This window comes from Nonomuraea helvata, from assembly GCF_039535785.1.
Taxonomy (GTDB): domain Bacteria; phylum Actinomycetota; class Actinomycetes; order Streptosporangiales; family Streptosporangiaceae; genus Nonomuraea; species Nonomuraea helvata.
Genome location: NZ_BAAAXV010000008.1, coordinates 506,841 through 527,386 on the forward strand (window position 1 = coordinate 506,841; position 20,546 = coordinate 527,386).

The window sequence follows — 20,546 nt, forward strand, 5'->3', positions numbered from 1 at the left end:
TGCCTCAGGCCTCCCAGCGGTCCTGGGCGGCCATGACCTCGTCGGCGTGGTCGTACGCCCAGGCTCCGATCGCCTCGATCGGACCGAGGAGGCTGCGGCCGAGGTCGGTCAGCTCGTACTCGACGCGGGGCGGGGCCTCCGCGTAGGCGCGGCGCGCGACGAGGCCGTTGAACTCCAGGCGGCGCAGCGTCTCGGTGAGGACCTTGGTGCTGATGCCGCCGATCTCCTCGCGCAGCCGTCCGGGTCGGCGCGGTCCGTGGCGCAGCGCCCAGAGGACGACGGCGTTCCAGGTGTTGGTCAGCAGGTCGAAGGCCAGCCTCGCCTGGCAGTCGGCGACGAACAAGGGAGCCTCCGTTAGGCACCGAATGGTGTGTGACGTCCTTTCTACAGTCCTTCTACCAGTTCACACATGGGAGGACGGACATGCGGATCGGGATCCTGGGGGCGGGCGGTATGGCGGACGCCCTGGGCACGCAGTGGGCCAGGGCGGGCCACGAGGTGATGATCAGCGGGCGGGACGCGGCGGTGAGCGCGTCCCGGGCGGCGAGCATGACCGCGCAGGCGGACGGCGCGGTCGTGCGCGCCGGCGGTTGGGCGGAGGCGGCGGAGTTCGGGGAGGTGGTGATGGTGGCCGTCAGGCAGGCTGGGCTCGCCGGCGTGCTCCAGGCCGCAGGTGCGGCGCTGCGCGGCAAGCCCGTCATCGACGTCGCCAACGCCGAGGGTCCCTTCGACCCCACCCGGCCGATCGCCACGATGATCCGCGATCTCACAGGCGGTCATGTGGTGAAGGCGTTCAACCTGTGCCACGTGGACGTCTGGCGGATGACGCCTCCGGTGTTCGACGGCAGGCCGCTGGCCGTGCCGCTGTGCGGCGACGACCCGGCGGCCCTGGCTGCCGTGCGCACGCTGGTCACCGACCTCGGCTGCACGCCCGTGGACGGCGGCGGGCTGGCGCGGGCCACGCTGCTGGAGGCGACGGCGGCGTTCATGATCGGCCTCTGGTTCGGCGGCGCCGACGCCCAGGCCGTCCTCCCGCCGATCTCCCACTCGGGCGTCGCGTAACGGGACGTCGCGTAACGGGACGTCTCGTATCGGGGGCGTACGACTGGCGGCGTATCGGGGATGACGACGACCGGCGGATGCGCCGGCGGCGGCACCGGCAAGATCCTGGAGACCTTCACCCGAGGTCAAAGGAGAAATCCAGTGGTAACCCAGGTCGCCAAGGGGAGCGGGTATGTGACCGCGTTCAAGGCCGTTGTCGTGCTCAACACGCTGTCCGTGCTGGCCCAGGCCGTGACGGCCGGGCAGCTGATGAGCGGGGGAGGGGTGGGCGCCCACGGCATGGGGGCGCTCGCCGTGCACGTGCTGGGGCTGGCGCAGCTCGTCGCGGCCGTCCTGCTGTGGCGCCCGGGCCGCGTCGCGGGCTGGCCCGCGCTGGTCAGCCTCGCGGTGCTGCTGCTCGGCTTCCTCCAGTCCGCCATGGGCGGGTCAGGTGTGCTGGCGGTGCACGTGCCCCTCGCCATGGCCATCTTCGGCCTCAGCGTCTGGCTCCTTGTCTGGGCCTGGCGCCCTTCGCCGGCTCGATTCGGTGCTTGAACGCTGAGTATTTGCGGCGTCGCACGCCGTGAACGTCTATCATTGCGGCATGACCGCTCCCCACCATTGCGCACACCTCGCCGACCGCGTCCAGCGGCTGGAGGACTGGGCCTTCGTCGACGGCGGCGAAGGCGCGAACAACAAGTCCCTCTCCTCAAGGATCCGTGAGGAGATCCTCAACTACACCGAGCCGGTGTTCGGCGAGATCATGGCCGGTCGCGCCACACTCGCGACGAAGGAGCACCTGAACGCACTCGAACAGCGCCTGACCGACCTGATGGACAAGCGCTTCGAAGCGGTCGACAAGCGCTTCGAGTCGGTCGACAAGCGCTTGGAGTCGGTCGACGCGAGGTTGGATGAGATGGAGACGCGGTTCGAGAAGCGCTTCGAGTCGGTCGACGCCAAGCTGGACAAGCTCTTGGCCACCCTCGTCAAGACGGACGGCTGATACCGACGACCCCTTCTGCCGGGCCCGGCCCGGCGGGTGTGGTCAGCCGGGTGGCGGGCCAGGTGGTCGGCGCGGCGGATCGGGTCCGGGAGGCGGTAGCGGGGGGCGAGGCGGAGGGCCTGGTCGGTGGCCGTGTCCAGGGAGATTCGGTGGCCCTGGGAGACGTACACCGGCTTGACGTCCCGCTGGGTGCGCAGCGCCCGCCCCACGACGGCGCCCTCGTGGACGATCGGCGACCAGTCGCCCCGCTCCGCCCCGGGCATGTCGTACGTGCCGACGAAGGGAGTCTTGCCGACGCCGAGCGCGGGCAGCCCGGTCAGCACCCCCAGGTGGCAGGCGAGGCCGAAGCCGCGCGGATGCGCCAGCCCGTACCCGTCGCAGACCAGCAGGTCAGGCGTTACGGTGAGCCGTTCGAGCGCCTCCACCAGAGTGGGCAGCTCGCGGAAGGCGAACAGGCCCGGCACGTACGGGAACGCCGCCTCGCCCTCGACCGTCACCTCCTCCACCGTCGCCAGCGTGCCGGCGTCGAGGACGACCACGGCGGCTGTCAGCGAGTCGCTCCGGTAATGCACGTCGAGGCCCGCCACCAGGGAGAAGGCGGTGGGTCCCGTGAGCTCGACGTCTCCGCGGAGGCGGTCCTGGATGGACTCGGCCTCGGCGATGGTGGTGGGCCACGGGTGAAGCTGCTTGATCCGCACCCGCCCTAACGTATGCCTCTTCGTTCGAGGCGAAGAGGTCGTGGATCCAAATCCCACCACCACCGCGCCTGAATCGGGCTTCCGAACCGTGGAGAAACGGGCCTGGGCCGCTGTTCCACGGTTTCGCCAGGGCGACAAGCGTGTGCGGATGAAGGGCGGCGGGCGGGCGCACCTGAGTGGGCAGGTGATCGCGGACGTCCTGGCTCGCCGGCGTTGCTATGTCCAGAATCGCTGAGATACCGCTTTCTGCCCTAGATCCCTCTTGGGATACTCACCAGAGGTTGGCATGACCTTGATGGGCTCTTCGGGAACAGCGGAGCGAGGATGGCCTCTTACGCAGTACGTCGGTTCGTCGCCTGGCTGGCACGCAACGCAGATGGAGCGATAGCGCTGGCCTTGGCCATCGTCATTGGAGTTGTCGGCGTACTCCCCGAGGAGGTGGTCTCTTCGGCGGCGACGGGGGAGCTTGTCCACAGTGTGACGCTCATCCTTCTTGCCCTCATCGGGGCCTCAGTGCTCCGCGATCGGACTCGTTCAGAGCAGCAGTTCACACATCTCGAGAGACTCATCACGCAGGCGAACCCGCGACACGGTCACGCCCTGGACGATGCCGACGACGAAAGTCTCGAGGTCCAGTTCGCCGATCTGGCCCGCCGTCTGGAAGGCACCTTCGACGAGTTGGCTGAGCTGGAGGCCGCGATGAAGGCCCGTGCAGCCGTTGCCCGAAGGCTTGCGGCCGAAGCGGAGGCCAACAGACGTGAAGCCGACTCGAGCCGTGAGGTCGCGGCGCGACGAAAAGAAGAGGCTGACGCCTTCAACGTCCTGCTCGCCCAGCAGATCGACGTCGTGGCTCAACGCGTCGAAAAGCGCGGCCAAGGCACTCAACGTCGATACATGCTGTACGGCGTCATTCTTGGAGCCGCAGTCGCCGTACTACTTGACGTGACCAAGCACTATTGGGCGTTCTGGATGATGTAGTCGTACCTTCCACCAGGTACATCATTCTGATCTTGGCGGTCGTTCACGACGAAGGCGGGCGGCTACGGGGCGCATGCCCCCTTGCTGTCGGCGACCCGCAGGTCCAGCGTCGTGCCGTAGTGCAGGCGCATGCTCTGGCCGACCGGCGGGTCCTGGGTGCAGACGGTGCGTTCGAGGTGTGAACTGTCGTCGTATCCCTCGGTCACGATGGGCTCGCCGCTGACGTACGGGAAGCCGAGCTGCAAGGCGGCCTGTTTCGCCTCATTGCCGGTCTTGCCGACGAAGTTCGGCACGACGGGCCAGTTGGTGACGCGGCCGTCGGGCGGGCAGGGCACCTGCGGGGGCAGGAAACCGAACTCCACCTTCTTCGCCTGAGGGTCCTCGACCTGCGTGCAGACGATCCAGGTACCGGAGTAGGACTCGCCGTCGAACAGATGACCGTCCGGCAGGGCCCTGTACGCGGTGGTATAGGTGGGCCAGGAGCGCCCCACCTCGCTGCTGACGGCGTCGAGCGTCTTTCCTTTCAAGGAGGGCAACGCAGGTGACGGATGTTGCGATCCTGCGCCGCTCCCCCCGCTCGCCGCGGTGGAGGCGCCGCCCTCGCCTTCGCCCGAGCAGGCCGCCAGGCCGAGAACGGGCACCATCAACAGACCGAGAACAAGGGGCCTGATCCCCACCATGAGCCGCTCCGAGCGTCACCGGACATGATGCAACGATCATGGTCGTCTTCGCGTCACGGGGCAACCGCGCAGGTGATGACGGGTTCCTTGAGGGCACGTCTGTAGGGTCGGAATCATGAGCGAAGTGCTGGTGGTGGTCGGTCCTGGCGTGGTGGCCGACGCCGCGCTGCTCCAAGAGATCGCCACGCGCGAGTTCGCCACTCTCGGCGTCTCCGGCACGCTCGTCCACGCCCGCGACGCCTCCCATGTCCTGTCCCTGGTGAACGGCGCGGCCTCCGCGGTCGTGCTGCCCGGGCCGTCGGACGAGGTGCGCGCGCTGATCGGGCGGCCGCTCGGGGCGGTGGTCTGGGTGGACGTCGAGCGCGCCGACGGGGTGATGGCGGGGGCCGGTGCCGCGCACCTTCACGGGCGCGGCATCAGCGGGCTGGCCTGGGGGATCCGGCACGCCGTGCACCGGGTACGGCACCCGTCCCGGCGGATCGCGTACGGGGAGCTGCCGGATCAGTGGGGCGAGCTGTACCTGCCGGGCGGGGCGGAGGGTGGACAGGCGGTGCCGGTCGTGGTGCTCGTCCACGGCGGGTACTGGCGGTCCATCTGGGCGGCCGACCTCATGGAGCCGCTCTGCGCCGACCTGGCGGGGCGCGGGTTCGCGGTGTGGAACCTCGAATACCGGCGGCCCGACCTGCACGGCTGGCACGCGACCACGGCGGACGTGGCGGCCGGGCTGGCCGCACTCACGACGATCTCCGAGGCGGCGGCAGCTCTGGACCTGGGCAAGGTCGCCGTCGTCGGGCACTCGGCGGGCGCCCAGCTCGCCCTGCGCGCCGCGGCCGACCGCGCTGCTCAGTCTGGAGCACTGGGCGGTGAGGCGCGGATCGTGCTGGCGGTCTCGCTGGCAGGCGTGCTCGACCTCGTCCAGGGCGACAGGCGCCGCCTCAGCTCCGGCGCCGTCGGCTCCGCACTGGGCGCACCCGCGCCCGCCCCCGCCGCCGCATCCGCGCCCGGCCACCCCGCGGACGACGAGGCCGCGCGGCTGTACGCGGAGTCATCGCCCCTCCTCCGGGTCCCGCTCCACGTACGTCAGCTCATCGTCCAGGGCACCGCCGACGACCTGGACCTGGTCGACTTCAGCCGCCGCCACGCACGCGCCGCCGAGGAGGCCGGCGACGACGTGACCTACGTCGAAATGCCCGCCGACCACTTCGACGTCATCCACCCGGGAACCCCGATCTGGCAGTCCACGGCGCGCGCCATCGTGAGCGCGCTGAGGCACTAGCGTCCTGGACATCGGCCCCGTCCCACCGTACGAAGGAAGCATGGAGGTCACGATCGTCGGCGCCGGGCTGGTCGGCTGCCTGCTCGCCTGTTTCCTGGCCCGCCGCGGTCACCAGGTCGTCCTGTACGAGCGCCGCCCGGACCCCCGGGCGCACGGCCCCGACCGCGGCAGGTCGATCAACCTGGCCATCTCCGAGCGGGGCATCGACGCCCTGCGCCGCCTCGGCCTCGACGGGAAGGTCCTGGACGCGGCGCTCCCCATGGCGGGCCGGATGATGCACGCCCCCGACGGCGCCCTCACCTTCCAGCCCTACAGCGCCGACCGGAGGCACGCGATCAACTCCATCGGCCGGGCCGAGCTCAACAGGGAGCTCCTCGACGCGGCCACCGCGCACGCCGGCGTCGAGGTGCGGTTCGGTCAGCGGCTCGTCGGGCTCGACGAGCGGACCGGCGAGCTGGAGTTCGATCCGGGCCCGGGAAGGACGGCGCGGGTGGTGATCGGCGCGGACGGGGCGTACAGCGCGGTGCGGGCCAGGCTGCAGCAGTTCCCCGGCGTCAGCTTCAGCCAGGACTACCTCGACTACGGCTACAAGGAGCTGTCGATCCCGCCGCGCGAGGGCCGGTTCGCCATGGAGCCGGGCGCGCTGCACATCTGGCCGCGCGGCCGCTCCATGATGATCGCCCTGCCGAACGCCGACCGATCCTTCACCTGCACCCTGTTCTGGCCGCACAAGAGCCTGGCCGCCCTGGACAGCCCGGGGAAGATCAAGGCGTACTTCGCCGAGCACTATCCGGACGCGTTCGAGCTGATGCCCGACCTGGTCCCGGCGTACCTGGACAACCCGGTCGGGCACCTGGTCACCATGCGCTGCGCGCCCTGGCACGTCACCACCGAGGCGGTCACGATCGGGCTCGTCGGCGACGCCGCGCACGCCATCGTGCCCTTCTACGGCCAGGGCGCCAACTGCGGCTTCGAGGACTGTGTCGAGCTGGACCGCTGCCTGGACGAGGCGGGGGACGACTTCCCCGCGGCGCTGGAGCTGTTCGAGCGGCGCAAGGCGGACACCGACGTCATCGCCCGGCTGGCCCTGGAGAACTTCGTGGAGATGCGCGACAAGGTCGGCTCCCGGACGTTCCTGGCGGGCAAGCGGGTCGAGCACGCCCTCGAGCGCGTGGTGCCCGGCTACGTCTCCCGGTACGAGCTCGTCTCGTTCTCGACCACCCCGTACGCGCAGGTGGAGCGGCGCGTCGCCCGCCAGCGCCGCTGGGCGGCGGCCGGGGCGGGCGCCGCGATCCTGGCGCTCGTCCTCGCGAGAAGGCCCCTGACCACCAGGACAAAAAGGTACAAGCCATAACATATCCGGATGATCGTCGGACACATTCTCGGCCTGCTCGGAGTCGGCGTCGCGGCCGGGCTGGTGAGCACGGTCGTCAGTCTCGCCTCGATCGTCTCCTATCCGGCGCTCCTGGCCTTCGGCCTGCCCCCGCTGACCGCGAACGTCACCAACACCGTCGCGCTCGTCTTCACCGGCATCGGCGCCGCCGCCGGCTCGCGGCCCGAGCTGGCCGGCGAGGGCGGCCGCGTGCTCAAGCTGGGCCCCGTGGCCGCGATCGGCGGCGCGACGGGCGCGTTGCTGCTGCTGGTGACCCCGTCCAGGACGTTCGAGCTGATCGCGCCATGGCTGATCGCGATGGCCTCGCTGCTGCTGGTCAGGCCGCCGTCGGTACGGGCGAGCGGCGAGCACGGCGTGCTGGGGCGGGTGCTGCTGTTCGCCGTGACGATCTACACCGGGTATTTCGGCGCGGCGGGAGGGCTGATGGTGTTCGCCGTGCTGGCCTTCATGCTGGGCCACTCGGCGGCCAAGCTGAACGCGATGAAGAACGTGATGTCCGGGCTGGCGAACGCGGTGGCGGCACTCGGGTTCGCGCTGTTCGGACCGGTGGACTGGGGCGCGGCGGTGCCGCTGGCGGCCGGGTTCCTGGTCGGGGGGTGGATCGGGCCGACGATCGCCCGCAGGCTGCCGGGCGACAGCCTGCGCTATGTGGCGGCGGCCTGCGGGCTGGCGGTGGCGATCAAGCTGGGCTGGGACTCGTACTCGCGCTGACCTCTCGGTGTACGTCTCCCGCCCCAACGGCCAACGCGGCGAAGCGGGTGGTCACCCGGTGCCAGATCGGCGTGGACACCGGCTCGTCCGCCACCGCCTGCGCGTACACCTGCTCGGGGTCGAACCCGTCCGGCGACCACTCCCGGATGCGCGCGGGCAGCACCTCGGGGTGGAACTGCACGCCCCAGGCCCGCTCGCCCACCCGGAACGCCTGGTACGGGCAGGCATCGGTCTCCGCCAGCCAGACGGCCCCGGCGGGCAGCCGGGTGATCGCGTCCTTGTGGTGCTCGATCGCGGGCACCTGACGGGGAAGCCCGTGGAACAGCGGGTCGGCGGCGGCCTCGGGCCGGATCGTGAGCGGCAGGCTGCCGTTCTCCGGCGTTCCCGTGTCGCCGGTCACCTCGCCGCCCGCGACCTCCGCGAGCAGCTGGCCGCCCAGGCAGATGCCGAACATCGGCACGCCGTCCTCCAGCGCCTGACCCACGAGCCGTCTGGCATCGGCCAGCCACGGCGCCCTGTCGTCGTCGCCGGGTAGGTAGCCGCCGCCGAGCATGACGACGGCGGCGTGGTCGAGGCGGGCGGGCAGGGCAGCGCCCTCGTGGGCGAGCACGACGTCCAGGCCCAGCCCGGCCTCCTCCAGCCAGCCGCCCAGCCGGCTGGGGCCGCCGCTCCTGCTGTTCTGAATGATCAGCACGTCACTCATCGTAGGCCTCCGCCATCCAGTCCAAGATCTGCTCGTCCACGTCCGCCACGCGGTTGAGCTTGAAGACGTGTGCCGTCCGCCCGCCGGCGATCGGCAGTGCCCGGGCGATCAGCGGGTGCTCGACCTGCCTGGGCAGCTCCAGCCACAGGTTGAGGCTGCGCGCCTTCGGGCGTATCTCGGCGAACTTGCGCTCGCTCTTGAGGAACACCCCGACCCGCACCGCGTCCTCGTGGAGCGGCCCGAGCCGCCTGAGCCGCCCGACCAGCCGGTCGTAGATCTCGCGGTAGACCGGCGGGTGCGGCGCGAACGTCTCGTCCACCGTGCAGCCCGGCACGCACACGTGCGACTGCCGCGCGCGTCCGAACTCCCGATCGCACTCCGGGCACGTCCACCGGGTCACGAGAGCGCCGTTAACGTGGTCATGGCAGGTTCGCCGCGCGGGCCGTGTGGCGGAGCAGCAGCGCGGTCGTCACCGGGCCGACGCCACCGGGCACCGGGGTGAGCGCCCCCGCCACCTCCGCCACCGCGCCGAAGTCGACGTCGCCGATCAGCCCGCCGTCGTCCGTGGGGTTGGTGCCGACGTCGATCACCACCGCGCCCGGCGCGACGTGCCCGGCGCCGATCAGCGCCGGCCGGCCCACCGCCGCGACCAGCACCTCGGCGGTGGAGGTGACGGAGGCCAGGTCGCGGGTGCGCGAGTGGCAGACCGTGACGGTGGCGTGCCGGTCGAGCAGCAGGTGCGCCAGCGGCTTGCCCACCACGGTCGAACGCCCGACCACCACCGCCCGCCGCCCCTGCAGCTCCACCTCGTAGTGGTCGAGCAGCGCCAGCACGGCCGCCGCCGTGGCGGGCGCGAACGCGGGCAGCCCGGCGGCGAGCCGGCCGAGCGAGAGCGGGTTGGCGCCGTCGACGTCCTTGCGCGGATCGATGGCGGCGGCCAGCCGCTGCGCGGAGGCGCCCGCCGGGAGCGGGGTCTGCAGCATGACGCCGTGGACGTTGGCGTCGGCGCTGAGCTTGGCCAGCGTGTCGTCGATCCGCTCCGGCGCGGCCTCGGCGCCGAGGTCGACCACGTCGCAGGCGATGCCCACGCTGGCGGCCGCCTTGGCGATCGACCGGACGTACCACAGGCTCGCCTCGTCGGCCGTGGCCACGACCACGGCCAGCCGCGGCTGCGGGCCCGCCGCCGCCTCGGCCTCCGTCTGGGCCCGGATGGCGGCGGCCAGCTCTTTCCCGGTCAGCGTCCTCACGACTTGATCTCCTCGCGTACCTCGGCGGTCACCCAGTCTGCCCTGGCGACGGCCGCGTCCACGCCGGAGACACGGTGGTTCAGCTGCTCGCGTACCCGCTCGTCCTTGATGCCTGACAAGTTGACCTCGACGTTCACCCTGGCCGTGGTGAGCGCGGCGCGTGCGGCCTCCGCGGCGGCGGCCACGTCGGTGACGACGTTGCGGTTGGAGATCGGCAGCAGCACCTCGCACAGCTCGATCACCCGCTTGGCGGCCTCGACCACTCTGGCGGGCGGCTCGGCCGCGCCGGCCAGCGCCCTGGCGATGGCGGCGCTGCGCTCCTCGCCCTTCGGCAGCCGGTACGCGTCGGTGACCGCGGTGAACGCCGCCGCGTCCTCCTCGGCCAGCCGCAACGACCGGGCCCGCAACGTGTCGGTCTCGGCGATCGCGGCGACGACGGTCTCGGCGTGGCTCGCGTACTTCTCCCCGGTCGTGTAGCGGGCGACCATGCCGAGCAGCGCGGCGGCCTGCGCCGCGTGCAGGGCCGCCGTCGCGCCACCTCCCGGCGCAGGCGCTCTGTCGGCAAGTTCGGCCAGGAAGTCGACGATCCTTGTGTCGCGCATGCCCGCATTCTGCCAGGCCGCGCGCCCGTCATTCGCGGAACATCGGCCGCGTGGCGTCCTCCGGTCCGCCCTGCGGCAGGTACGGCGAGGGCGCCGACGAGCCGTACGGGTCCGCGTACTCGATGTGTCTCGCCGACGAGCGCCACCGCGACGGGAACAGCGAGACGACCAGCAGCGCCACACCGAGGAACAGCAGCACCCCTGAGTACGCCACCGTCTGGAACCCCGCCTCCATGCCGGCCGGCAGCCACCGGTCGGGCAGCACCCGTACCCCCTGCATCTCGATCGTGGGCAGGACGCCCAGGGCCGTGAACGCCAGGCCGCCCATCAGGGAGGCGACGGGCGACAGCCGCGAGCCGGCCAGGAGCGCGAGCACGATGCCCGACGCGGCGACCACGGCCAGTCCGAGCCAGGAGATCTGGAACGTCGCCCTGGACACGACCAGGATCTCACCGACGCCGAACCACAGCCCGGCGGCTACCAGAGGAGGGAGGAGCAGTCCAGCGACCACTCCCAGAGCGTGACGGGCACCGTTTGACATAACTCCACCCCGTTTGTTCGCCTTTGTCCAAAGCTACCCTCCGACCGCCTCGGCGGGGTGTGTTGCTGAAAACTCCCTGTGAAGGCCGCGCCTGGGCCTTTGCCGGGGCCGCGGCCGCGGGCATCGTGGGGCGCATGAGATCCGCGATCCTGAAGACCGCACTCAGCGCCTTCGCCGCCGTCCTGCTGGTCAGCGCGCCCGCGCAGGCCGGGGCGAAGCCCGACACGTTCGCCCTGCCGAACGGGTTCCAGCCGGAGGGCATCGCGACCGGGCCGGGGCCGTACGCCTACTTCGGCTCCCGCGCGACCGGCGACATCTACCGGGCCGACCTGCGCACCGGCAAGGGGTCCGTCATCAGCAAGGGCCCGGGCACGCCTTCGCTCGGGCTGAAGACCGACGGGCGCGGGCGGCTGTTCGTGGCCGGGGGCAGCGGGGGGAACGCCCGGGTGATCGACCTGCGTACCGGGGAGGTGCTCAAGTCGTACACGCTGGCCACGGGGCCGTCGTTCGTCAACGACGTCATCCTCACGGGTCACGCCGCGTACTTCACCGACTCCACCAACCCGGTGCTCTACAAGCTCCCGCTCGGGCGCGGCGGCTCGCTGCCCGGGGAGGCCGTCAAGATCCCGCTCTCGGGCGCCATCCAGTACACGACAGGCAACAACGCCAATGGCATCGCCCCCAGCCCCGACCGCGAGTCGCTGCTGATCGTCCAGTCCAACACCGGCAAGCTGTTCGAGGCCGACCCGTCCTCCGGGGTCACCACCGAGGTGGACCTGGGCGGCGAGTCGCTCGTCAACGGCGACGGCCTGCTGCTGTCCGGGCGGACCCTGTACGCGGTGCAGAACCGCCTGAACACGGTCGCCGTCGTGAGCCTGGCGCGGGACGGCTCGTCCGGCAAGGTCGTGAAACGGCTGACCGATCCCCGCTTCGACGTTCCGACGACGGTGGCCACCTTCGGTGACCGCCTCTACCTGCCCAACGCCCGCTTCACGACGACCCCGACCCCTGACACGCCGTACACGGTGGTCGCCATCGCTCCCTGACCCTTCTTCAGGCGATCTGCCGCGGGCGGGGACCAGACAGGGGGAGACACCCACTCAGTACGCCGCGAGCGTGAGCGCGTTGGCGGCCTGGTTGAGCGGCTTCATGATCGGCCGCATCGCCAGATCCTTCCACGGCAGGCGGTTGACCAGCCGCATCATCGTGGTCTGCATCCTGATCGCCCCCGGGCTGCCCGCGACCATCTGCGCGGCGTTGCTCGCGCCGAGCGTCACGTTCACATCCACGTACTCGCGCATCGCTTCCCGATATCCGACATAAGCCGCACGATGGTCGCCCGCCGCCGCGCTCAGTTCGCCGGCCAGCACGTACGCGCCCACCAGAGCGAGGCTGGTGCCCTGCCCGGACAGCGGGGACGGGCTGTAGGCGGCGTCGCCGACCAGGGCGATCCGGCCGGCGGACCAGTGGTCCATGCGGACCTGGCTGACCGGCGTGAAGTAGAAGTCCGGCGAGTACGGCATGGCCCGCAGCAGCGTCTCGCTCTCCCATCCGACCCCGGCGAAGGCCTCGGTCAGTATGCGCTGCTGGGCGGCCCTGTCGTAGCGGTCGGGCAGGACGGCGGGACTCGGGAAGACGAACTGCGCCTTCGCGGTGTCGGGCCGGGTGGCGTAGACGTTCACCACCTTGCCGGGCGTCGGATAGAGCAGCTCCCAGTGGTCGAGCCCGAGGTGGTTGGGGACGGTGAAGACGGCCGCGTGCATCCCGAGGGGGTGGACGTAGCGCTCCTCCGGACCGAAGGCCAGGCGTCGCACGGTCGAGTGCAGGCCGTCGGCGCCGATGACGAGGTCGAAGCGGCGGGGCGGGGCGTGGCGGAAGGTGACGTCGACGCCGTCGGGACCCTCGTGGAGAGAAGTGATGGTGTCGCCGAACAGATATTCGCAGCTGTCACGTGTCGCGTCGTAGAGGAGCCGGGCGAGGTCGCCACGCATCACCTCGTCGTCGCCGGGAGCGCGCATGCCGATGAGGTCGGGGCCCAGGGTGGCCAGCGGCTTGCCGCTCTTGGCGACCCACGAGCCGCCGCGGATCGCGGTGCTCGACCGCCGTACGGTCTCCAGCATGCCCATCCGCTCGACGACCTGCATGGCCACGCCGCGCAGGTCGACCTTGTAGCCGCCCTCGCGCAGTTCGGGCGCCAGTTCGACGACGGTGGGGGTGAATCCGTAGCGGCGCAGCCAGTAGGCCAGGGCGGGGCCGGCCACGCTGGCGCCGGAGATCAGAACGGTGCGGTTGGCGAGTTGCCGTGAGTTCGTCATGGCAAAACCGTAACAGGATTGCCAAGCGTTTGGCAACAAGTTTCCAAATGACTTGTCCTGTTGTTGTCGATCCTCTCTAGGGTCGTTTGGCAATAAGTTGCCTTCGTGATGTCAAGGTGCTTAACATGAAGGGGAGGAGAGGAGCCGGCCCGCGTTCGGTTCTCAGGGGTGCGGGCCGGCGCGTTCACCCGCCCAGGGCGGATGTCACTTCTTGATCGTGTAGCTGTCGCCGTAGACCTTCCAGGTCAGCGGCGGGTCCAGGTCGAGGTTGCCGTTCTTGAGGAACACGCGCTGCATCGTGTCCACCCGCGTCGTATCCTCGTGCGCCTCCTCCGCCTTCATCGCCGCCTTCCGCGCGTCGAGGAACGCGTTCAGGTACGTCACCTCGTTCCCGCCCTGCGCCGGCGGCTTGGCCTTGGCCAGGGCGGACTTCCTGATGCCGCCGAAGCTCAGCTTGTCGCTGCCGGGCCCGTGCATGACCATGGCGTCGTAGTAGACGAACTGGCCGAGTGCCCGCAGCCCGTCCTGCTTGGCCTGATTCACGGCCGGGTTGAAGTAGACGCGGTCTCGCTCGTCGTTCTGGGCCTGCTGGAAGACGGAGTCCTTGGCGGCCGTCTTCCAGTCCTTGGTGAAGTTCGGGTCGAGACCCATGTGGGAGGCGGTGCCGTTCACCTTGCGCAGGGCCGGGAGGTACTTGGCCAGGACGTTGCCGGGCTTGCGCTCGGCGTAGAGCTCGACTAACTCCAGCATGTCGCCCGTGCCGGAGCAGAAGCCGATGATCCCGGCCGTGTAGCCGCGGTCGTCCTTGATGTCCTCGATGTAGCCGTACTGGGCCTTCCAGTCGAGCGAGGAGTTCTCCGCGCTGGACACCAGCTGCATGGCGATGTCCTTCTTGTGCGGATCGGTGAGGTCAACCGAGGCCGAGGTCGAGGCCGTGGCGGCGCCGGTGACAGTGAGGGAAAGGGTCAGGAGTGTGGCGGTGAGCACATGCGCTCCTGTCGGAGAGGGAGTTGTTAGGAAACCTTCCTAACGAACCATACTCGCGGAGCGCATGCCGTGTGGGGAAAACTAACTCAAGGGACGTAGTGCCGCCAGTTGCTCCTCGAACGGAACGACCTCCTCCTTGGTCTCGGCCCTGGGACCGCGGTGCCGGAGCAGGCCGGCCAGTTCCTCCGCGGCGCGGGCGATGCGCGGCCCGAGGCCGTCGGTGAAGGTGTCGCTCGCACCGCCCCAGTCCTCCGCGGCCGCGTAGACGGCGGTGGGGACCACGACGGCGCGCAGGTAGGCGAAGAGCGGGCGCAGCGCGTGCTCCAGCGCCAGCGAGTGGCGGGCCGTGCCGCCGGTGGCGGCGATGAGCACGGGCTTGCCGGCCAGCGCGGTGTTCTCGATCACGTCGAAGAACGACTTGAACAGGCCGCTGTACGAGCCGCTGAAGATGGGCGTGACCGCGATGAGCCCGTCGGCCTCCGTCACCGCCTCGATCGCCTCGCGCAGCCGGCCGTTCGGGAAGCCGGTCACGAAGTTGTTCGCGATGTCCACGGCGAGGTCGCGCAGCTCGATCACGCGTACGTCGGCCTCCAGCTGCCGCGTGACGGCGTCGGTCAGGCGGTCGGCGAGCAGGCGGGTGGAGGAGGGCTGCGTCAGCCCGGCAGTGACGATGACGATCTTCATCTCGTCGATCTCCTTTCCGGGGTTCAGGCGGTGACGGCGGGGATGCGGGACGCGTGGGTGGGCCCGTCGGGCACCTCGGCGGGACGGTCCTTGGCGAACTCCTTGCGCAGCACCGGCACGACCTCCTCGCCGAGGATGTCGAGCTGTTCCAGCACGGTCTTCAGCGGCAGCCCCGCGTGGTCCATCAGGAACAGCTGGCGCTGGTAGTCGCCGAAGTGCTCCCTGAACTCGAGAGTCCTGTCGATGACCTGCTGCGGGCTGCCCACGGTGAGCGGGGTCTCCGCCATGAACTCCTCCAGCGACGGCCCGTGGCCGTACACGGGGGCGACGTCGAAGTACGGGCGGAACTCGCGGACCGCGTCCTGCGAGTTCTTGCGCATGAACACCTGGCCGCCCAGGCCCACGACGGCCTGTTCCGGCGTGCCGTGGCCGTAATGGGCGTACCGCTGCCGGTAGAGGTGGATCAGGCGCATGAAGTGCTCCTTCGGCCAGAAGATGTTGTTGGCGAAGAAGCCGTCACCGTAGTAGGCGGCCTGCTCGGCGATCTCGGGGCTGCGGATCGAGCCGTGCCACACGAACGGCGGCACCCCGTCCAGCGGGCGCGGCGTCGAGGTGAACCCCTGCAGCGGCGTGCGGAAGCGCCCCTCCCAGTCGACGACGTCCTCGCGCCAGAGCTTGTGCAGGAGCGCGTAGTTCTCGAGCGCGAGCGGGATGCCGTTCCTGATGTCCTGCCCGAACCAGGGGTAGACCGGCCCGGTGTTGCCCCGGCCCAGCATGAGGTCCACCCGCCCGTCCGCCAGGTGCTGCAGCATGGCGAAGTCTTCGGCGATCTTTACCGGGTCGTTGGTCGTGATCAACGTGGTGGCGGTGGACAGGATCAGGCGCTCCGTCCTGGCCGCGATGTAGCCGAGCATGGTGGTCGGCGAGGACGGCACGAACGGCGGGTTGTGGTGCTCGCCCGTCGCGAACACGTCGAGCCCGACCTCCTCGGCCTTGAGCGCGATCGCCACCATCGCCTTGATCCGCTCGTGCTCCGTCGGCGTCCTGCCCGCGGTGGGGTCCGTGGTGACGTCGCCCACGCTGAAGATTCCGAACTGCACTTTAGTCACCATCCAGGACTGTTGAATCTTTGACGGCTACGGTAGCGCTCAGCCCTCCTGGGATATTCCACCATGGCCCCTACGAAGCGAGAGCGTTGATGTCGGAGGGGTCGAGGACGCGCTTGGGCGCGCCGTGCTCCGCGACCGCGATCATGGCGAGCCCGATCTGCTCCGTCGTGGTGATCGCCGACGGGAACATCCGGCGCAGGATCGGATACAGGGGACGTGCCACCACGTACGCCACCCGGTAGAGCCGGGTGCGGGACGTGACGCCGTGCATCGGATGTATGTAGCCCGGGCGGAACATGTACGCCTCCAGCGGCAGCTCCAGCAGGGCGTTCTCGGTCGCGCCCTTGACCCTGGCCCACATGGACCGCCCCTGGGCGTCGGTCCCTGCGCCGGTCACGTACACGAACGTCGAGCCGGGGCTGAGCCGCGCCAGCGTGCGCCCAGCGGACAGCGTGAAGTCGTACGTGACCCGCCGGTAGTCCGCCTCGCTCATGCCCGCCGACGAGACCCCGAGGCAGAAGAAGCAGGCGTCGTAGCCGCTCAGCTCATCCTCGATCGCGCCCAGATCCAGCAGATCGTCGTGCCGGATCTCGCGCAGCTTGTCGTGCGCGAGCCCCGTAGGCGCCCGACCGACCGTGAGCACGGCGGTCACCCGGTCGTCGAGCAGGCACTCCCTGAGCACCCCGCGCCCGATCATCCCGGTCGCCCCGAAAAGGATCACTTTCATGACATGCCATTCGTTGAGCGTCGGCGTTCCGTACTAGGGTCCCATGGGTGTGATGGACTGGTATCCGCCGATCGAGCCGTACGACTCCGGGATGCTCGGCGTCGGCGACGGCAACGAGCTCTACTGGGAGACCTGCGGCAACCCCGCGGGCAGACCCGCGCTGTTCCTGCACGGCGGCCCCGGAGGAGGCCTGCTCCCCGACAGCCGGCGGTTCTTCGATCCGGCCGCCTACCGGATCGTGCTGTTCGACCAGCGCAACTGCGGTCGTAGCCGCCCCTACGCCGGGGACCCGGAGGTGTCGCTGGAGCACAACACCACCCCGCGGCTGGTCGCCGACATCGAACGGCTGCGCGAGCACCTGGGGATCGAGCGCTGGCTCGTCTTCGGCGGCAGCTGGGGCACCACACTCGGCCTGGCCTACGCGCAGGCGCACCCCGATCGGGTCACCGAGCTCGTGCTGCGCGGCGTGTGGCTCGTCCGCCCCTCGGACGTGGCCTGGGCCTTCACACCGGCGGGCGCGGCCCACCTGTTCCCCGCCGAATGGGCGGCTTTCCTCGCCCCGATCCCCGCCGGCGAGCGGGACGACCTCGTCGCCGCCTACGGCCGCCGCATCAACGACCCCGACCCCGCCGTCCACGTCCCCGCCGCCCGCGCCTGGATGGGCTGGGAGCTGTCCGCCAACACCCTGCTGCCGGTGCCGCTGCCCGACCTCGACGACGCCATGCTGGTGGCGTTCGCCCGCATCACCCACCACTACATCGCCAACGGCGCCTTCCTGTCCGAGCAGGGTCTCCTCGGTGGCATCGACCGCATACGCCACATCCCGGCCGTCATCGTGAACGGCCGCTACGACGTCAAGACGCCGCCCAGCCAGGCGTGGGACCTGCACCAGGCCTGGCCCGAGGCGGAGCTCCACATCGTGGAGGACGCCGGCCACGGCGGCTCCGAGCCCGGCACCCGCCGCCTGCTCATCGAGGCCACCGACCGCTTCCGTCGCTCACGCTGACCGGCGTCCGCCCCGATCGTCTCCATGATGCCGCCGGTCAAGGGGTAGGGCCGCTCCAACGGCAGCAGGCCGGACACATCCGCGCCGGTACTCCGGCGACGACGTCAGATCCACCGATGAGCGCACCGGCCCCGGCTCGCACGAGAGCGCGTCCGTCAGCTCGAACAACGCAGCAGCCCGCGCACGGAGGCAGGCGTAGACGTCGTTCCGGAAACGGGATAACACCTCGAGGAATCGACACCGGGACATCGCTGAGCAGAGTTACCCTCGCTGCCTTGTAATGATCGGCAGCGGCTCAGCACCGCACATGATCACTACAAGGCTGTCTCGCTGTCCGCGAAACGATGGCTCCTCCGCTCAGCGCAATAATTCGGATGATAAAGAACAAGCTGAGTGTGGCTCAACCCGAGGCAAGCCCATCTCGGCGACTTCAGATGCTAAGCCCATATGGCCCCAAAGGTCCGCAATATCCTTGCCATAGCAGCGCCTGAAGTCTTCCCTTTGCGCCGAACAGCAGGTTAGCTATTAATTGGAACACGAGTTGAGGCATCTGTACTCCTCTATCCACGGAACCGGCTCTTGGAGAAGCTAGGTATTCCCTAAACCGCTTCACACAGCTGTGGAGGCTGCGGTGAAAAAGTCTATAGCCGTCGCCGTGTTTCTTTCGGTGCTCATCCCAGGTCTCGGGAACCTGTACGTAAAAGATACAGGGGCTGGGATAGGTTTGCTTGTGGCGTTCCTGGTTAGCTTGCTGCTGATTTGGGTTGTCATTGGGATCTTTATAGGGTTGATCGTATGGATCGCTGGGATCGTAATGGCCTATTCGGCGGCAAAGTCCTATAACGCAAAGCTGGGAGTGTAGATCAACGAGCGCTTGATAACTGCGGACGAATAAGTCATATAGATCCCGTCAGAGGAGCGGAGGAAATGGTTCCGCGAATGATCAAATATATAGGGACAGTAGCACTCGCGGCAGCCACCGTTCTTGCTGCCCCACTTGAAGCGAACGCAATCGGACAAGTGAATGGCAGCGAGCTGCGAATCTCGGCAGCCGAAGGCGAATGGAGTTTTATAAACCTGACTCATCGGTCGGACCTCAATGATGAGCAATTTCTCAGCGATATTCATAACGCAGGAATTGTCGCTCCGGACGATCAAGCTATCAGAGTGGGGCACAGGGTAGTCGATTTCGATTATGGTGTGGTGCAAGAGTTTGGGGTCTACGCCTATCATGTCCCTGCATTCGTTCAAGCTGCGATGAATGCATATCGGCCGCGTGAGGGTTTGTCGGGGGTAGGCGCGGATGAGCAATTCCTCAGTGATATTCATAGCGCAGGAATTGTCGCTCCGGATGATCAGGCTGTCAGGGTCGGGCACAGGGTAGCCGATTTCGATTATGGTGTGGTGCAAGAGTTTGGGGTCTACGTCTATCATGTCCCTGCATTCGTTCAAGCTGCGATGAATGCATATCGTCTGTAGGAGGGCCGGTAGTGCCTAACTGGGGAGGGATCATACTGAGCCTGGTAGACGGCTGCGGTGCTCACAAGCCTCAATGGAGGACAAGCTCATCCTGTCGGCTCCCGAGGCACACCGGAATACTTTTCAGAGTTATATCTGAGACTCATTCTCTGAGCATATAGGAGTGCGGGCCGAATAACCTTTCGACGCACCCAATTGCAAGCTGCAAGTACGGCAGAAGATAGTGCGGGAGAGGAGTGTCGTAATGGCTGGAAGCGCAACTTCTAGAGAGCAATTCCTTCCTGGATATACGATTTCAGCTGTTAGTTCCATCGTAGTGCTTGTGGCATTTTTTGCCATCCCGTACGTCAGTAGTTTTCTAATGGTAAACGCCACGGGAATTCAACTCGCGAATGCTGCAGCTGAAGTCAAATCTGCAGATTCTGGAGATCCAACGGCGAGCATGCTAGCAGCGCTGTGGCTGATTCCGCTAACTGCGGTCATCGCTTTGACGGCGGTGCTTATCGGGGTCGGGGGGCCTCCCAACGATTCTAGGCGTAGCGGCGTTTCAATAGCACTAATGCTTACTGGAGGAATATTTGCCTTCGTTCTATTTATATTGCTTGCATTCCTTGCATCTCAAGGTCAAGAGGGCGGCAGTGTCCTTGCTGGCGGATCCTATCTTACGCTGATCGGCACAATTGGGATTGGTGTGGGTGGCGCGATAGAACAGATTGCTCTGGCGGGCAATCAGAGTAAGAACGGGGGGAAGTGATGAAAAATGATCATCACTTTCTGCATAAGAGGAATAGTATGCACTGTCGCTACTATGATCTTTATTTATGGGTGTGGCGATGTCGGCCTGGAGTCGGGAGCGTGGACGATTGCAATGAACTCGTCCACGCCGCCAGATAGCCATGAATATGGTTCTGCCGGCCCCACCCCCGAGAGTGTCGTGCAATATCTAAGAGAGCTCACGCCGGTGGCAGGCGGACCCGTATCTGAATCGGCTGATGTGAACGGCGAACGCTATGTTAATAGCATCACCCTTTCTCCCAATAGTCCATGGCAAGGTGCCGACATGGCCGAATACAATCTCTCGCGTGATTGGCGGCGCTTTAGAGCCGTCCTTGGCGTGCGAGACGATGCGCCCGCTGACGCCAAAGCTCGAGTCGAAATCTTCGGGGACGGGAAACGGCTATACAGGAAGGACTTCTCTCTCGGGAGATCGGATAGGGTTGATATTGATGTGAGCCACGTGCTGCGCCTAAAACTCCAAACCACCACGATAGCTGGTGTCGATGTATATTCAGTAGTTTTCGGAGATTCACTTCTAGTGAAATGATCTGCTGCCCCGGATGTTGCGATGCGAGGCTACTGGCAGGAT

The 20,546-nt window shown here is 68.2% G+C and carries 24 protein-coding genes; 11 read left to right on the plus strand and 13 right to left on the minus strand.

The genetic code is table 11. The annotated features are described in order from the left end of the window. Positions 1–4: 4 nt before the first annotated feature. Positions 5–343, minus strand: a complete 339-nt coding sequence (locus ABD830_RS29840; RefSeq protein ID WP_344994498.1) for a winged helix-turn-helix transcriptional regulator — start codon at positions 341–343, stop codon at positions 5–7. 80 nt (positions 344–423) lie between these two features. Here ABD830_RS29840 and ABD830_RS29845 point away from each other — a divergent pair, with 80 nt between their 5' ends. Together ABD830_RS29845 and ABD830_RS29850 are read left to right on the plus strand one after the other, a co-directional pair. Next, complete coding sequence (locus ABD830_RS29845) at positions 424–1,062, plus strand: NADPH-dependent F420 reductase (RefSeq protein ID WP_344994501.1); 639 nt, start codon at positions 424–426, stop codon at positions 1,060–1,062. A 141-nt stretch (positions 1,063–1,203) separates the two neighbouring features. Beyond that, entirely contained in the window at positions 1,204–1,596 is a 393-nt protein-coding gene (locus ABD830_RS29850) for a hypothetical protein (protein ID WP_344994503.1), read from the plus strand. Between the two features lie 180 nt (positions 1,597–1,776). On the opposite strand, the gene ABD830_RS29855 is transcribed toward ABD830_RS29850, so the two are convergent. Beyond that, entirely contained in the window at positions 1,777–2,742 is a 966-nt protein-coding gene (locus tag ABD830_RS29855; protein WP_344994505.1) for an endonuclease V, read from the minus strand. Positions 2,743–3,066: 324 nt separating this feature from the next. Here ABD830_RS29855 and ABD830_RS29860 point away from each other — a divergent pair, with 324 nt between their 5' ends. Further along, on the plus strand, positions 3,067–3,720 hold the full coding sequence (locus ABD830_RS29860; RefSeq protein ID WP_344994507.1) for a hypothetical protein: 654 nt from the start codon (positions 3,067–3,069) through the stop codon (positions 3,718–3,720). Positions 3,721–3,782: 62 nt separating this feature from the next. On the opposite strand, the gene ABD830_RS29865 is transcribed toward ABD830_RS29860, so the two are convergent. Then, positions 3,783–4,247 carry a PASTA domain-containing protein gene (locus tag ABD830_RS29865; RefSeq protein WP_344994510.1) on the minus strand — a complete coding sequence of 155 codons (465 nt, stop codon included), beginning with the start codon at positions 4,245–4,247 and terminating at the stop codon, positions 3,783–3,785. Between the two features lie 268 nt (positions 4,248–4,515). Between ABD830_RS29865 and ABD830_RS29870 the strand changes: the two genes are divergently transcribed. The 3 genes from ABD830_RS29870 to ABD830_RS29880 are packed head-to-tail and all read left to right on the plus strand — an operon-like array spanning position 4,516 to position 7,780. Further along, complete coding sequence (locus tag ABD830_RS29870) at positions 4,516–5,676, plus strand: alpha/beta hydrolase (protein WP_344994513.1); 1,161 nt, start codon at positions 4,516–4,518, stop codon at positions 5,674–5,676. 40 nt (positions 5,677–5,716) lie between these two features. Beyond that, complete coding sequence (locus ABD830_RS29875) at positions 5,717–7,030, plus strand: FAD-dependent oxidoreductase (RefSeq protein ID WP_344994516.1); 1,314 nt, start codon at positions 5,717–5,719, stop codon at positions 7,028–7,030. 9 nt (positions 7,031–7,039) lie between these two features. Further along, positions 7,040–7,780 (plus strand): sulfite exporter TauE/SafE family protein, encoded by a 741-nt coding sequence (locus ABD830_RS29880; protein ID WP_344994518.1) that lies wholly within the window; start codon positions 7,040–7,042, stop codon positions 7,778–7,780. Here the strand turns inward: ABD830_RS29880 and ABD830_RS29885 are convergent. The 5 genes from ABD830_RS29885 to ABD830_RS29905 are packed head-to-tail and all read right to left on the minus strand — an operon-like array spanning position 7,749 to position 10,843. Next, positions 7,749–8,483 carry a type 1 glutamine amidotransferase gene (locus tag ABD830_RS29885; protein ID WP_344994520.1) on the minus strand — a complete coding sequence of 245 codons (735 nt, stop codon included), beginning with the start codon at positions 8,481–8,483 and terminating at the stop codon, positions 7,749–7,751. The genes ABD830_RS29880 and ABD830_RS29885 overlap by 32 nt on opposite strands. Further along, on the minus strand, positions 8,476–8,883 hold the full coding sequence (locus ABD830_RS29890; RefSeq protein WP_344994523.1) for a DUF5655 domain-containing protein: 408 nt from the start codon (positions 8,881–8,883) through the stop codon (positions 8,476–8,478). Before ABD830_RS29890 ends, ABD830_RS29885 begins: the two co-directional genes overlap by 8 nt. 19 nt (positions 8,884–8,902) lie before the next feature. Then, positions 8,903–9,730, minus strand: a complete 828-nt coding sequence (locus ABD830_RS29895) for a bifunctional 5,10-methylenetetrahydrofolate dehydrogenase/5,10-methenyltetrahydrofolate cyclohydrolase (RefSeq protein ID WP_344994526.1) — start codon at positions 9,728–9,730, stop codon at positions 8,903–8,905. Then, the gene (locus ABD830_RS29900) at positions 9,727–10,332 is read right to left on the minus strand and encodes a cyclodeaminase/cyclohydrolase family protein (protein ID WP_344994529.1); all 606 of its coding nucleotides are present in this window, start codon (positions 10,330–10,332) and stop codon (positions 9,727–9,729) included. The genes ABD830_RS29895 and ABD830_RS29900 overlap by 4 nt, the downstream gene beginning before the upstream one ends. Before the next feature lie 28 nt (positions 10,333–10,360). Continuing rightward, positions 10,361–10,843 (minus strand): hypothetical protein, encoded by a 483-nt coding sequence (locus ABD830_RS29905; RefSeq protein WP_344994532.1) that lies wholly within the window; start codon positions 10,841–10,843, stop codon positions 10,361–10,363. A gap of 164 nt (positions 10,844–11,007) precedes the next feature. On the opposite strand from ABD830_RS29905, the gene ABD830_RS29910 reads away from it, so the two are divergent. Then, positions 11,008–11,919, plus strand: coding sequence for an NHL repeat-containing protein (locus ABD830_RS29910; RefSeq protein WP_344994534.1), 912 nt, complete (start codon positions 11,008–11,010; stop codon positions 11,917–11,919). Positions 11,920–11,973: 54 nt separating this feature from the next. Here ABD830_RS29910 and ABD830_RS29915 read toward each other — a convergent pair whose 3' ends face one another. The 5 genes from ABD830_RS29915 to ABD830_RS29935 form a co-directional block, all read right to left on the minus strand. Further along, a complete protein-coding gene (locus ABD830_RS29915; protein ID WP_344994537.1) occupies positions 11,974–13,188 on the minus strand; it encodes an FAD-dependent monooxygenase in 1,215 nt (404 codons plus the stop codon). 204 nt (positions 13,189–13,392) lie between these two features. Beyond that, positions 13,393–14,175, minus strand: a complete 783-nt coding sequence (locus tag ABD830_RS29920) for a chitosanase (RefSeq protein ID WP_344994540.1) — start codon at positions 14,173–14,175, stop codon at positions 13,393–13,395. 81 nt (positions 14,176–14,256) lie between these two features. Then, a complete protein-coding gene (locus ABD830_RS29925) occupies positions 14,257–14,859 on the minus strand; it encodes an FMN reductase (RefSeq protein ID WP_344994543.1) in 603 nt (200 codons plus the stop codon). A gap of 23 nt (positions 14,860–14,882) precedes the next feature. Next, positions 14,883–15,959 (minus strand): LLM class flavin-dependent oxidoreductase, encoded by a 1,077-nt coding sequence (locus ABD830_RS29930; RefSeq protein ID WP_344994546.1) that lies wholly within the window; start codon positions 15,957–15,959, stop codon positions 14,883–14,885. A gap of 79 nt (positions 15,960–16,038) precedes the next feature. After that, positions 16,039–16,695, minus strand: a complete 657-nt coding sequence (locus tag ABD830_RS29935; protein ID WP_344994549.1) for a Rossmann-fold NAD(P)-binding domain-containing protein — start codon at positions 16,693–16,695, stop codon at positions 16,039–16,041. Between the two features lie 43 nt (positions 16,696–16,738). Here ABD830_RS29935 and pip point away from each other — a divergent pair, with 43 nt between their 5' ends. From pip to ABD830_RS29955, 4 genes are all read left to right on the plus strand, one after another. Beyond that, on the plus strand, positions 16,739–17,701 hold the full coding sequence (gene pip, locus ABD830_RS29940) for a prolyl aminopeptidase (RefSeq protein ID WP_378520844.1): 963 nt from the start codon (positions 16,739–16,741) through the stop codon (positions 17,699–17,701). A gap of 939 nt (positions 17,702–18,640) precedes the next feature. Then, the gene (locus ABD830_RS29945; protein WP_344994552.1) at positions 18,641–19,180 is read left to right on the plus strand and encodes a DUF732 domain-containing protein; all 540 of its coding nucleotides are present in this window, start codon (positions 18,641–18,643) and stop codon (positions 19,178–19,180) included. Between the two features lie 244 nt (positions 19,181–19,424). Then, positions 19,425–19,934: a hypothetical protein gene (locus ABD830_RS29950; RefSeq protein WP_344994555.1), complete on the plus strand. Its 510-nt coding sequence runs from the start codon at positions 19,425–19,427 to the stop codon at positions 19,932–19,934. Between the two features lie 54 nt (positions 19,935–19,988). After that, positions 19,989–20,504 (plus strand): NPCBM/NEW2 domain-containing protein, encoded by a 516-nt coding sequence (locus ABD830_RS29955; protein ID WP_344994557.1) that lies wholly within the window; start codon positions 19,989–19,991, stop codon positions 20,502–20,504. Positions 20,505–20,546: the final 42 nt, after the last annotated feature.